The sequence below is a fragment of the Peribacillus frigoritolerans genome (genome assembly GCF_040250305.1).
Lineage (GTDB): Bacteria > Bacillota > Bacilli > Bacillales > DSM-1321 > Peribacillus.
Genome location: NZ_CP158190.1, coordinates 829,828 through 843,415, shown reverse-complemented (window position 1 = coordinate 843,415; position 13,588 = coordinate 829,828). Strand labels below are relative to the sequence as shown.

The following is a 13,588-nucleotide window of genomic DNA, read 5'->3' as shown; positions in this document are numbered from 1 at the left end:
AGAAAGAGCTACCTTAAAGATAGCTCTTCTTAAGCTAACGTACCTGTTTGTTCAATAGCGTTATTAGATCTAATCCCAAAAGTTAAAGATTACCTCTCCAGAACTTTTTGGCTTCCAATACGCTATTTGTTCCAATTCAGCACTGTTCAATTCATTATCATTTTCTAAAATAATCTTTCCAGTACTCTCTTTAATGTATAATGGTTTGTTAAGTTCCTCCATACTCAAAACCCTATAAAAAGGACTAAACTGTTTCAATAATTCGGGTTCATCAATAAATTTAATATTTTCAAAATCAACAAAAGAAGCAAAAGCTAAAAAAGGATAATGTTCATTAAGCAATATATGCAAATGTTTATTAAAAACTTTAACTTCGACATTTAAAAAATTAGTTGGAAACTGTGGTTCGATGAATGCCAACACTTTTCCGTTATTCCTTTTAATGATACTAAAACATTGCTGTTTAAATTGTTTCCTATCAATTGTTGGTGGCTTATTATGTTTTACATTATAAAAACCAGTTACTCCTTTAGGAAATTTCAATAAACATCACCCGCATTCATAATTTTTATAGCTTATATTCTCCATTCCTTATGCAACTATCCTGCCCCTTTAGTTCATTAAGAAAAGGGCTACCGAATAAAACATATTATTTGAATTGACTGAATTTTCGGCATGTGATACAGTTGGTATACCACATACCAAGAGGAGGAAAAATGAAAAAAATAGAGACAGTTATGCCGTTAAGAGATATAGCTTTTGAGGCAATTAAGAAATCAATTTTGAATTATGAACTTCTACCTGGTCAAGCAATATATGAAAGAGACCTCAGTGAAAAATTAGGTGTAAGTAGAACTCCTGTAAGAGAATCCCTATCGTTATTAGAAAGAGAAAAGTGGATAATTTCAAAGCCACGAGTTGGTACGTTTATTAATGAAATTACAGAAGAAAATGTAATTGAAGTCATGGAAATACGAATGATTTTTGACCGATTCTCACTAGAGAAAATATGTGGAAATATTACGGAAGAACAAATAAAAGTTTTGGAAGGTTTCATTGAGGAGCAAGAAAAAAATAAAACAGATCACCAAAGATTTATTGAATTAGATAAGGAGTTTCATTCTGAAATTGTATTATTAACTAAAAACCAGCGATTAGAAAAATGGTTTGAGGAAATTGGCGATCAGATTAGATGGTTTGGGTTAAAAGCAATAACTGAAAAGTCGCGTATTGAGGAAACAATATCTGAACATAAAGAAATTGTACAAGCTTTAAAATCACAAGATATAAATCAACTTCTGATAGCATCAAATAACCATGTCGAAAATACAAAAAATGAAATTGTTAATCAATTGAGGAGGAATTCAAATGAGAAAAGAAATTAATTTACATCTTTCTAATGGAGAGGTTAAAAAACATGAAATTGATATTAATAAAGTAATTGTTGTTGGGTATGGTGGAAGAAATATAGAAAAGATCCAAGAACACATAGATGAATTAAAAGAATTAGGAATTGCACCTCCACCTAATGTACCGATGATTTATCCACAAAAAATAGAACAACTGAATTTTTCTAATGAATGTCATGGAAGCAAATTCTCCTCTGGGGAAACAGAATATGTGTTATTCCATGACGGAAAAGAATGGTTGGTTACCCTTGGAAGCGATCATACAGATCGAGAAGTAGAAAAAGAAGATATTTTAAAGTCTAAATCAATATGTGATAAACCTCTTGCAACTGACTTTTGGAGATTAGCAGATTTAAAGGAAGACTGGGATAATATTATTTTACGTTCTTATGTTACTTCAAATGGAGAAAAAAGTTTATATCAAGAAGACACACTAGAAGCTCTTTTAGAGGTTGATGTTTTATTGGAAAAGCTGGACAAATTCGGGGAAAAAGATTTAGAACATACTGTTATTTTTTCAGGTACCGTGCCTACAAAAAATGGATTTGTTTTTGGTGATAAATTTGAATACGAAATTGAACACCCCAAATTAAACAGAAAAATTAAACATCATTATTCCATTGTTTATTAAGGGGGGATTGTTTTGAAAAAGAAACCGACAAAAGTTAGATGGGGACTAGCATTCTTCTTCTTTATCATCGGTGTAATCGCTTACATGGATAGGTCAAATATTTCAATAATAGCAAAACCAATGATGGATGATTTAGGCTTAGATAAAGTTCAGTTTGGTATGCTTGCATCATTATTCTCATTAGGTTACGCGTTAGTTCAAATTCCAGCAGGACTTATGGCAGAAAAGTTTGGCCCAAGAAAAATGATCACTTTTGCTCTAGTATGGTGGTCAGTATTTACGGGTTTGACGGGTGTAGTTAAATCTCACGGTCTATTGTATATGGTGAGATTCTTCTTTGGGATCGGTGAAGGACCAATGTTCCCAGCTAACGCCGTATTTAATACAAACTGGTTTAGAAGAGATGAAAAGGCTAGAGCATCTAGTGCTCTATTGGCAGGTTCATATTTTGGACCAGTTATAGCCCCTATCGTTACAGTTTATATATATCAATATTTTGGCTGGCAAGCTGTATTTTATATTTTTGGATTAATTGGAATAATCATTGCAGGTGTATGGTACATTGTAGCTAGAGACTATCCTGAAATTCACAAGTTAGTAAATGAACAAGAAAAAGAATATATACTTGAAGACAGAGAACTTGTCGAAACCGCTAAAGTTAGAGCACCATGGAATACTTTTCTAAAAAGCTATAGATTTTGGGCGTTAGGAATGCAGTATTTTGTTGTTTTATATATTATTACTTTCTTTTTAGTTTGGTTACCTACTTATCTACTAGAAGATAGAGGATTCTCATTAAGTAAAATGGGATTTGCTGCAAGCCTACCATGGTTAGCAATACTAATAACGGTAATGACTGGGGGTATTCTTTCTGATTATTTAGTACGTAAAGGTTTTTCTAAACAAATATCTAGAACTTCGTTAGCTATATCAGGTTTAATAGTATTTATTATTTCAATGTACCTGGCTGTTATGACAGTATCGCCTTATATGAATGTTTTATGGTTATCATTATGCTTGGGGTCACTAGGATTCACAGTAGTTTGTTCTTGGGCTTCTGCTACAGACTTAGGCAGAAACTTTTCAGGGTCCGTTTCAGGTTGGATGAACTTGTGGGGAAATCTAGGAGCATTTGTCTCACCGTTATTATGTGGATGGTTAGCAGAAAATTTTGGTTGGAATATCACATTAGGAGTAACTGTAATCCCAGTGTTTATTGCAGCTATATTATGGTTGTTTGTAAAACCGGATACTTCGTTACTAAATAATATTGAGGAGTGAATAATGTGAATTATTTGGTATTTCAAATGGAATTAGAAGTTGGGAATCCAGAAGAGAATAGGAAAATCATTGAACGCTGGTTAGAAGCTAACTACAGTGATGATTTGGACGTTGTAGTACTTCCTGAAATGTGGTCTACGGGTTATGCGTTAGAAGAATTGAAAGAACTCTGCAAAGTGGATGGTAATCAATCAATTGAATTTTTACAATCACTGGCTAAGAAGTTTAATGTAAACTTGGTGGGTGGCTCGGTTGCCGTACTAGAAGGTAAAGATATCTTTAATCGTGCAGTTATTGTCAATCGAATAGGTGATATTGTTCATACATATGACAAGATGCACCTTGTTCCGATGTTAGATGAACCCAAGTTTTTAACAGGCGGTCATAATCAAGTGGAAGTATTTGAACTTGAAGGTGTGAAAATGGGGATTATTATTTGTTACGATTTACGATTCCCTGAAATTATTCGTGACTTAGCATTACAAGGTATTCAAGTGCTACATATCGTAGCAGAATGGCCACTCGCAAGGGAGACACATTGGAATACGTTACTTCGTGCGCGCGCAATTGAGAACCAAATGTATGTTGTTGCATCAAATGTAACGGGAACAAAGTTAGGAGTGGAATTCGCAGGTTGCTCACAAATTGTAGATCCATGGGGAGACATTGTTCAAAAATTAGATCAAGAAGTTGGTGAATTAAAGGCAACTTTAGATTTAGAAAAAGTACCCCAAATAAGAAAAGATGTTCCCATATTCGATTCCAGAGTACCAGAAAAGTATAGAAAGTTATAAAGTAGGAGCTACTCCAGAGATACCAACCTTTAGGAGTAGCTTTTCAGGTTTAATTCAACAAAGCATTAATTTGATATAAAATTCAGACAGTTATATATTGGGATAATTAAAAACACCTAAACTGCCTTGTTAGCTCCAGAAGAAAAGAACTAATTTTTAATTCAAAGAAGTTACTCTTCTTAATCAAATTAATCTTTAACTTTATTTTTGGTTCTATTTGCTAACTTCATAGCGAAGAACTGAGGAATCAAATTCAAAAAACTCACCAAGATTAATAATTGATATGGAGTTAATGGCTTAAAATAGCCACCCCATCGTTCGTTCCCTGTCATCTCGCTTATAAAATAAAATGAAATTATTACAGATAATATATTACCAATAATAAGAGAGATTGAATTATTAAAGAGTTTGCCGAAGAAAGCAAGAAGTGAAGTCACTACAAGCATAATTAAATAGCCAAGCATTGAACGGTTAGCAAAATCTTGGTGCATTGAAAAATAAACAAAAGGAAAACAGTATAAACAGACTATTAGAATACCAATTACTATTTTTCTTAGAACAAGCAAAATCTTATTCCTCATATATCCCTATACCTTTGTCTATCTCGATATTCCCCACATCCTGTAATTCATTTAAACGACTTAAACTCTCTTCTTTATCAAAAGAACTATGCCAACGATAATCATATTGATCCAATATACGGTAATGGTTACTAATCAAATTTTGTTGCAAACGAAAATCCCCTCTATACTCGATTTCTTTCCACCATATCTTACCACCCATTGTTTTTTCTTTAGGCGTCCCACCATTTTTGCTAGCAATTAACTGAACAAAATCAACAGGATTGTCACCAATTGAAGATATCAACAATTGGCTATGATTAAACAAAGCACAAAAGGCAACAACGGTGGTCCAATTGGCTTCTGTTCTTCTTTTTTCAATTTGAACTAGTGTTTTTTTTGAAATCCCTAGAATTTCAGACATCTTATCTTGAGAAAAGCTTTGTTCTGTTCGGACAAGTTTCATTTTTTCTGATATTAAATTGATGAATTCTTCTTTTTCCATATATACTAAATACTCCTTTTTAGTGTAATTTTACACTAAAAGTATTATTTTTCAACAAAAAATACCCTTCTTGAATAAAACCTCGCATATTAATTGTTTGTCCTGGCCCTTTAGCTGTTAGCTGCATAAGAAAAGGAGCTGCTGATCAGCTCCTGATAATGAAGTAAAGCATCTGTTAATTCATTAAGCATTTCTTATTAAAGAACCGCTCCCTTTTGTTGAATACCGACAATATTATTAAAGGCTTTTGAAGCCTGTTCACGCGTTTATTGCAATAAAGAAATCCGTTAGAATGTTAGATGCACTCAACTATAATCTTCAATTAATGATATCTTCCCTTCAGTAAGTCCAAATATGGACTTTCTTTTAATTGAATCTTATCTCCACTTTTTAATCCGTTAGGCAAATCAACAGCCAGTATTGCTTCATATAATTTGCACTTCTGCTTTATCATCTATAGCACTATAGTCAATAACCGTCTGACGGCGACTGGAGAAAATCTTTGACGACTTTTCCGCCAGTTCTCTAAACTCCTGTATTCCTCTGGTCTCTGTGTTCATTTCGCCATTCGTGAAATTCCTAAACATTATCTCTTTATGAAGGAGTTTAACGATACTTTCAAATATCAAATGAATTGTAGGTCATAATATAATTTTCAATGATTTATTTGCTCTTTTCACTAATCATGATATATTCCCTCTCATCAATATAATTTTTTTCAATATATATTCTTTACGACACATATATTCCCTTCAACTCCCACAAAATAATACGATCAAGTATGTAGAGTATCACTTGAGTTTCCGAGAGGTGTTAATGGTTTTAGGGCTATTTTTGCAAAAGCAATTTGCTTTTGTTCTTCAACAATCTGGCCCAATTGTTGAACAATGAATTGAGGAGGACTTTGTATGCAACAGAATCAACAAGCTAAAGAGAATTTGGGTTCTGTTATGAAACCAGAATTTTCCGGAACTGATGCACAAAAAGTAAAACAAGAAATTCAAAAAGATGTAAGCGAAGGACAAGGTGCAATGACTTCCCGAGAGGCAGGAGCAATGCGCGATTAAAAAACACTCTGAGTGGTTTTTTATTTTTCTAGCTAGCCTGCCCCTTTAGTTAATTAAGGATATTTTTTCACATTTAATAGGCCATCAAATGATGGCCTAATTTAAGGTACTAACACAGGTGGTTAAATAAAGAATGTTAACCTATTTAAGACTTTTGTGACATTATTTCTAATGTACTATGGAAATGAGGTTGACCGTGCGTAATGTCCAAAGAGTACGACTGAGACAAGCATATGGTTTTATAATCCGTAAAAAAGCCTTCTAATTCACTTCTTGTAAAATAATGAAGAAACATATTTGAATTTTCATTATAAAACGTATGCTCTGCTAACTGTTCATACCTCTCTGGTGCTTTCTTTCTACCTGGTTCTTTATCATCAAAGACATTAATATATACAAACCCATTTTTTTGCAACCCAATTTTCACCTTGTCGATAATATTTTTAATTTCATTATCAGGAAAAAAATTAAGTACATTCGAAAGTATGATTAAAGAGTATTTATTTGGTTCAATCTCAAAAGAATTAATATCTTGAACTTTAGCGTTAACATTCAAATTGTGCTCTTTTGAAAGTTCCAAACATCGCTCTACTGCTGTTTCCGAAATATCAATACCCTCAACAGCAAATCCCTGTTCAGCGAAAAAAAGGGCATTTCTTCCTTCTCCAATACCTATGTCTAAAACCTCTCCGTTTTCAGGAAGCATTTCAACGTATTGAGATAAGATGCCATTAGGATTGAAACCCCATAAACTATCCACATTTCTATATTCCTTCTCCCATATATTTTGTTTCATTTGTCACCCCCGGTTTTTGCTTTCATCTAACTCAAAACTATATTCTTTTTTTAAATTCACTGTGGCATTCTAATACTATCAAAGCACCTGTTAGTGAAAAAATGCTTCCCTACACGGCAGTATTAGAGTAGCTTTTGGGAGCATCTCCTTATTCTATTCCATCCACTTTTTGTAGAGGGCTTCAAATTTCCCTTGAAGCTTCATTTCATCCATCCACATTTCCAAGTAGCTTGCATAAATGAAATCACCTCTTGGAATCATATAACCTTTTTCACTATTTGTGAAAGGCTTGTCAGTTTGAGCCGCATACAGTCTGGAATCAGCTTTTGCATACAGCATTGCTTCTACTGTGTCAGTGATCATTACATCATACGTACCTTCTGCAACAAGATGTGGGATATCAAGATTGTTTTCTACAACCGTTACTTTAGCATTGCTTAGATACTGACGAACAAATTCTTCGTTTGTTCCGCCTGGATTTACGCCAATGCGTACAGAAGGCTTGTTGATATCTTCAATGGTAAGATACTTGTCTTTATCTTCCTTGCGAATCAAAGGCACCTTACCGAATGAAAGGTAACCTTGGGATACATAAGCGCTTTTTTGTCTGGCTGTGTTGCGAGTCACACCTCCCACAGCGATATCAAATTTGTCCGCTTGCAGGTCTTTCATCATCGCAGGCCATGTGGTAGCGACAAATTTCACCTCCACACCAAGGTCTTTGCCAAGCTCTTTGGCAGCGTCCACGTCAAAGCCTTCATACTCATTTGTTTCAGGGTTCAAATAGGTAAATGGTTTGTAGTCCCCGGTCATTCCTACCCGGATGTACCCACGTTTGATTATTTCATCAAGCTGAGAAGAGTCAACTTTTTTCAAATGCCCTGGTGCTTTTTCAGATGCCGGTTCAGCCGAGACGTTTTGCGAGGAGATCAGGTCGTGACCGACGTAACCAGTACCTAGCAAGGATAAGCTGATCACTCCAGCCATCAGTGCTTTTTTCCAATGGTTATACATGTGATTTTACCTCCATTTTTTTCTATATTTTTAATTGATCTACCAATTATTAAAAATACAACAAAATAAATGAATCACCTTCAAAAAAAAACACTTTTTTATATTTAGGTTAGATTAGCATAGCAGTAGATATGAAAAGGACTACACATATTAGTCATATCTAAAATGTGTAGTCCTAATTTAATTTCTGATTGAACTAGCAGCTGTTAGTTGAAGAAAAATTCATTTTTTAAATCTAACTAATGTTTTTTCGGGAATTTCTATTTGGTCAATATCAAAGTTATTGATTTGGAGGGTAATCTCACCATCTCGCTTTTCAGCTTCTTCTCCTATCCAACAACTATACAATTCAAAAAAATCACCTTTACCAAGGTAACTGTCCATAACTTCACATAATTCGATTAGCTTCATTTTTGATTCGGCACACGTTTTGGGGTTCATATATTCTGAAATCTCAATTCCCCAATGACTTGATACCTCATAAACGTAAGGAGTAGTAAACTGATATTTCTTTACATTCAGCAAGTCAAACTCACTGGCAAAACAACAGCCAATATAAAAAAGTGCATCTGAATATTCATCATCATTAAAAGGAATTTATTTATTACACCCAATATAGGAAGCCAAACTCATTTCTACTCACTCCTAGTTATTCCTTCCTGAACTATTTTAACACCAATGACCATTATCCTTGTTGAATTATCCTGCCTAGTTCCATAAGAAAAAGATGCTGATCGAATCCTGGTAATGAAGTAAAGAACCCGTTAGTTCATTAAAATTTTTTTCACACCCCTCCTGAACAGGGATTAAAGCCACAAGTTTCATAAAAGTTTTTATGTTTATGGTCATACGTTAAGGTAACAATTTCTAATCCATATCGTTCATTCTCTTACTAACTCAACACCAATCCCCATTTTCTAGTATTAATAAGTAAACGTTATATTCTTTTCTATAAGTGTTTGTTCAAGTCTTTTCAACTTTTTAATCGATTCTTCTGATGACCGTTTACCAATTTCAATTACCAATGCATCAATTAATGCCATAATAGGTATTACTGAAAATTGTTCTTCACTAACCTCTACTTTCAACGTTACAGACGCATATGAAATAATTGGACATGAGATATGATCTGTTATCAATATAATGCTATTTCCTTGTTCATAGGTCAGCTTAACTGCTTCGATAATTCGATTAGTGTAGGGTTCGAATGCAAAAACTACTAAGATTTCATCCTTTTCAAATTGCAAAATCCTGTCATAAATCACTTCCGTATCATGGCCTAGTTGCCTTATCTTGGGATAGAATTCTTGAAGCAACAGTTCGAAATATAATGCAGTTGCTTTATAAGGTCTAGTACCTAAAACATTGATATAACCTGATTTTAAAATGCAATCAATTGCATTTTCGAAATTTTCCATTAAATTATCATCTAATGATTTGTTTAATAAATTAACTGATTCTTTCCAAACCTGCACTAAGGTTGGAACCTTCCCTCCTTCATTTTGTATTTCTGTAAAAGACTTCTTCAATGTCCATTTTGAGACAGAAGGCACCGATTCATCATAGATATCTTTTCGTAAGTCATTAAAATTTTCATACCCTAATGCATTTATCGTACGCACCACAGTTGAAATTCCAACTTCGGCATTATCGGCAAGCTCTTTAATTGTTATTAATCCTATTGACTGATAATTTTTTAGAATATAATCGCATAACTGTCTTTGTTTTTTTGGTAAAGAATCTTTAATATCAACTATTTTATTAATGGTTGTTGTTTGATTATATAAACTCATTACAATCCCCTTTTCACCTTCAATTTGCAGATTATACGTCAAAATTGATCCACCTTGGGTTCATTATATCTTATATTAAAAGAAAATGGCCGGAATCAAAAAGGACACTTCTGAATGGCGCCGGTTCGTATTATAAGGTGAATCCTTTCATCTGATTAGCCAATTATTTATAGGTTAAGGTAGCCGGAGGAATGAATGTGTATACGGAAAAATCAAATGGGTTCTCACGGGAGTTTGGGGAGGATACATTTTGTTTATTAGATTAGTAATAACAAAGGATCGTGCTTTAAATAAATTCTCTTCCTTGGTCTTCTCCCGATCCTTGTTTGAATCTTGTCCATACTTCTTCTATTGAAATTGTATTTATGTTCATTCTTGACTTATTTAATGGGGAGATTATTGCTAACAATATCGAATCACGTCCTATTTATTCCTTAACTTCAAGATGCTTGAGCATTTAAAACAAGAACTAGAAGATTATATTCATAATCACACAGACGAATCAAAGAGAATTAAAAAGAATGAGCCCGGTGGATTACCGGGTTCATTCCCTCAAGGCTGCTAATTAAATAAAGTGTCTAACTTTTCGGGTTCACTTCAAGTGATAGGAGAACGGGCTCCAATCCAGTCCATCATTGTATATCAACAGCTTTCTTACTCTTAGACCGTCCGCCTGCGACAAGAATTGCTGAATACAAAACCAATGCGATCCCTAACACCTGCCATCCCCGCAGATGCTCCCCAAGAAAAAGTACTCCAGTTACTACTGCAACGATTGGTTCTATCGTTGCTAAAATGGAAGCCTTACTAGCTTCTAAATACTTTAGTCCTGAAGTGTACAAAACAAAAGCTGCAACCGTTGATACTAACGCTAACAACACCGCTGACATCCAAACATCTGCATATTGAAATTTATCGGTCTTTCTTATTATGTCACTTGTCAATAACATGAAAATACTCGTATAAAAAAATGTGTACGTGGTAATTGTCAATGCAGAATAACGTTTCGTTACAGGTTTACTGAAAATACTGTACAACGCATAACAAAATCCAGATAGAATCCCCATTAACAAGGTATTCATAGGTATACTTTCTTGGCCGAATGGCAGTAAACCTACAACAAATGCGCAACCTGTAATAGCAAGAGCAAGTGCCCAGCCTTTACGAATGGTCAAGGGCTCTTTAAAAAAGAGCCGAGATAGGATGGTTACAAACAAGGGACCTGTATATAAAAGTGTTACTGCAAGGGATAAACTCGATTGAGAAAAAACTTCAAAGTAAAAAAAATTAAATAAGGCGATACTAAAGATTCCCGCACCAGCGAAAAAAATATGATCTTTTAATCTGGTACGTAACTGATCACGATAAAAAACTGCCATAAGTAGAATTAAGATTACAAAGGTAAAGATACCTCGAATGGCAACTACATCCCAAGCCGTGAAGCCGCGAGCATACAGTGGAGCAATAAATAAACCAATAAGCCCCCAACATACCGCACCAGCAATTGTAATGAAGTAAATTCTCAGGCCCGATAATTTTTTCATTTCATTCACCCCCTATTCAGTTGTACGTTAATTTCAATCTTCAAAATATTTAGCTTCCATTAAGTATGAATCTCCATAACTATAACATCAAATTTAAAGCCACCTATCCGTCTAGGCGGAAGATGACTAGTGGTTTTATTAAATCTAAATATTGATAAAATTAACATGCAGAGATTTTTTTTGAACGGAAGCAGAGTCAAATGTCATGATGAGTCATGCTCCTCCGCCTCCTTTTGTTCATGATAAGTGTTATGTTCATCACTCATAAAATATACCCCAGGGAAAAGTTCTTTAACAGTCGACCACTCCCAAGGCTAGGATTTCGTTTTAGAGGTAAGCCAGCTGGGCATTTCCCGTAACGATTGCATTCAATAGTACGGTACTTCCCTTGCTGGATCCCTTCACACAAAGGCATGACTTTTCCTATAAAGGGAATGAGGCCGGCCAATCACTTTGCCACTAGCCGGGTCAAACCCTCTCCAGACATTCAACATCCCATTGGTTCCAGCAATTCTCCCTCGTTTTCACCTCCTATCAACACTGTTCCTTCCAAACGAAGACAAAATACTTTTCTCTAAATCTTATTAAAAGCTCTCTCTTTTCTAATTAATGTTTTTTTTCGGTGCGAAGCTGTCTTGTCTTTTATTTCTGGATTTGTTGATGGAGCTGGTTTGCGTTAAACTCATATTCTTTGTTTCCGGGGCCATGAAGAGAGAGATTAAAAATCCAATGAAGAACAAGGCCCCACAAATATACAACGTAGCTGCCAAACCATAATTCTCCAAAATGAACGGAAAGAAAAACGTTCCGATGGCGGAGGCGATACGGGTTACTCCTGTGATAAAGCCCATTGCCGTGCCCCGAATATGAGTGGGGAAAAGCTCGTTAGGATAGATCCAATCATGAGCTCCCATCGCAGTATTAAACGTTCCATATATTATAAAGAGGACTAGGATAAAAACAAACGATGTATTCATTCCAGAGGTTGCTGCCAGTACGAATAAAGAGATGGCAGATACCAAAAACGGAATAATAAGCGTAGGTCTCCTCCCATATTTTTCAATTAAATAAAGGGCAGGAAGCAAGCCGACAAGATAGACGATATTAATGACTGCCGATCCCAGATATTCCCTCGTTCCATTAGCAAAACCAAATTGTGCAAGGATCTCAGGGATATAGGTTCCTATTCCAAAGGTGGGGATAACTTGAAGCGACCAGAATGCAGACACGAAAAATATCCATTTTCCATAACCATTTCGAAACATATCGAGAAAGGCGGTTTTCTCCTTGGTCTCTGGTTCGTCTGACATGATGACATGATCCCCGAATATTTTCTGAACAATAGCGTTTGCTTCTTTTTCTCTTCCTTTGCTAGCCAGCCAAAGAGGGGATTCTGGCATATTTAAACGTGCGACAAGCATGATGATCACTGGAATCGCACTGCTTAAAAGCATCCATCTCCAGCTCGTATCACCTATGGATAGCAAAAAGAAACCGACTAAATAGGAACTGGCGTAACCGACATACCAGAGTCCATTAAGCCCTCCAAGCAAGGAACCCCGATTTTTTTTCGGAGAAAATTCCGCCATCAACGCTCCTGCAATTGGGTAATCTGCCCCTATTGCAACACCTAAAATAAATCGCAAAATTATTAACTGAATGGGATCTTCGATAAAAAACTGAAGGATTGACACAATAGCCATGATAAGCATATCGATGAGAAACATCTTCTTCCGGCCGATAATATCTGTAAGATAGCCCCCTATTATTCCACCAACAAACATACCCGCAAGAGTTGCCATCCCAATCAACCCCATAATGGTCAAAGACATATCGAATTGGGACTGCATGACAGAAAGTGCTACCGCAATAATTCCGATAATATAACCATCAATGAATGTACTCCCACTGGCGTAGGCAAACATTTTATAATGGAATCTACTTAAAGGCAGCTCATCCATTGTACGGACTTTATTCATAAATTCCCTCCCATTATTTTAAAAAATTTTAATTTCGATTCATCTGCTCCTAATAGCGAAGTAGCACCTTGGTTATAAAGATAACGCTTCCATTTTGCGCATGTATTATACTTCATCAAAGTTATAGAAAGGGTTATTGCTTAAGTATTGTACGTCCTGCGTTAACTTCAATTGACAATTCCTAAGTATGTCACGAAATTTAGACAGGATGGGGC

Annotated in this window: 14 protein-coding genes; 5 read left to right on the top strand and 9 right to left on the bottom strand. The window is 35.2% G+C overall.

Translation table 11 applies throughout. The features are described 5' to 3' along the window. Positions 1 to 69: 69 nt before the first annotated feature. Positions 70 to 543 carry a hypothetical protein gene (locus ABOA58_RS04070; RefSeq protein WP_350301318.1) on the bottom strand — a complete coding sequence of 158 codons (474 nt, stop codon included), beginning with the start codon at positions 541 to 543 and terminating at the stop codon, positions 70 to 72. 173 nt (positions 544 to 716) lie between these two features. On the opposite strand from ABOA58_RS04070, the gene ABOA58_RS04065 reads away from it, so the two are divergent. The 4 genes from ABOA58_RS04065 to ABOA58_RS04050 are packed head-to-tail and all read left to right on the top strand — an operon-like array spanning position 717 to position 4,115. After that, positions 717 to 1,385 (top strand): GntR family transcriptional regulator, encoded by a 669-nt coding sequence (locus ABOA58_RS04065; RefSeq protein ID WP_350301317.1) that lies wholly within the window; start codon positions 717 to 719, stop codon positions 1,383 to 1,385. Next, positions 1,369 to 2,040, top strand: coding sequence for a DUF2848 family protein (locus ABOA58_RS04060; RefSeq protein WP_350301316.1), 672 nt, complete (start codon positions 1,369 to 1,371; stop codon positions 2,038 to 2,040). The genes ABOA58_RS04065 and ABOA58_RS04060 overlap by 17 nt, the downstream gene beginning before the upstream one ends. A gap of 12 nt (positions 2,041 to 2,052) precedes the next feature. Continuing rightward, a complete protein-coding gene (locus ABOA58_RS04055; protein ID WP_350301315.1) occupies positions 2,053 to 3,321 on the top strand; it encodes an MFS transporter in 1,269 nt (422 codons plus the stop codon). 5 nt (positions 3,322 to 3,326) lie between these two features. Beyond that, on the top strand, positions 3,327 to 4,115 hold the full coding sequence (locus tag ABOA58_RS04050) for a carbon-nitrogen family hydrolase (protein ID WP_350301314.1): 789 nt from the start codon (positions 3,327 to 3,329) through the stop codon (positions 4,113 to 4,115). A gap of 188 nt (positions 4,116 to 4,303) precedes the next feature. Here the strand turns inward: ABOA58_RS04050 and ABOA58_RS04045 are convergent, their stop codons facing one another. Then, positions 4,304 to 4,681, bottom strand: coding sequence for a hypothetical protein (locus ABOA58_RS04045; RefSeq protein ID WP_350301313.1), 378 nt, complete (start codon positions 4,679 to 4,681; stop codon positions 4,304 to 4,306). A gap of 4 nt (positions 4,682 to 4,685) precedes the next feature. Then, entirely contained in the window at positions 4,686 to 5,180 is a 495-nt protein-coding gene (locus tag ABOA58_RS04040; protein WP_350301312.1) for a helix-turn-helix transcriptional regulator, read from the bottom strand. Between the two features lie 908 nt (positions 5,181 to 6,088). Here ABOA58_RS04040 and ABOA58_RS04035 point away from each other — a divergent pair. Then, a complete protein-coding gene (locus ABOA58_RS04035; protein WP_350301311.1) occupies positions 6,089 to 6,247 on the top strand; it encodes a hypothetical protein in 159 nt (52 codons plus the stop codon). A 145-nt stretch (positions 6,248 to 6,392) separates the two neighbouring features. Here ABOA58_RS04035 and ABOA58_RS04030 read toward each other — a convergent pair whose 3' ends face one another. The 6 genes from ABOA58_RS04030 to ABOA58_RS04005 all read right to left on the bottom strand — a co-directional run bounded on the left by ABOA58_RS04030 (position 6,393) and on the right by ABOA58_RS04005 (position 13,373). Further along, positions 6,393 to 7,043 (bottom strand): class I SAM-dependent methyltransferase, encoded by a 651-nt coding sequence (locus ABOA58_RS04030; protein ID WP_350301310.1) that lies wholly within the window; start codon positions 7,041 to 7,043, stop codon positions 6,393 to 6,395. A gap of 153 nt (positions 7,044 to 7,196) precedes the next feature. Further along, entirely contained in the window at positions 7,197 to 8,057 is an 861-nt protein-coding gene (locus ABOA58_RS04025) for a transporter substrate-binding domain-containing protein (protein WP_350301309.1), read from the bottom strand. A 222-nt stretch (positions 8,058 to 8,279) separates the two neighbouring features. Beyond that, on the bottom strand, positions 8,280 to 8,654 hold the full coding sequence (locus tag ABOA58_RS04020; RefSeq protein WP_350302786.1) for a hypothetical protein: 375 nt from the start codon (positions 8,652 to 8,654) through the stop codon (positions 8,280 to 8,282). Between the two features lie 326 nt (positions 8,655 to 8,980). After that, the gene (locus ABOA58_RS04015) at positions 8,981 to 9,892 is read right to left on the bottom strand and encodes a MurR/RpiR family transcriptional regulator (protein WP_350301308.1); all 912 of its coding nucleotides are present in this window, start codon (positions 9,890 to 9,892) and stop codon (positions 8,981 to 8,983) included. A gap of 590 nt (positions 9,893 to 10,482) precedes the next feature. Then, positions 10,483 to 11,394, bottom strand: a complete 912-nt coding sequence (locus ABOA58_RS04010; protein WP_350301307.1) for a DMT family transporter — start codon at positions 11,392 to 11,394, stop codon at positions 10,483 to 10,485. A 602-nt stretch (positions 11,395 to 11,996) separates the two neighbouring features. Further along, the gene (locus ABOA58_RS04005) at positions 11,997 to 13,373 is read right to left on the bottom strand and encodes an MFS transporter (RefSeq protein WP_350301306.1); all 1,377 of its coding nucleotides are present in this window, start codon (positions 13,371 to 13,373) and stop codon (positions 11,997 to 11,999) included. Positions 13,374 to 13,588: the final 215 nt, after the last annotated feature.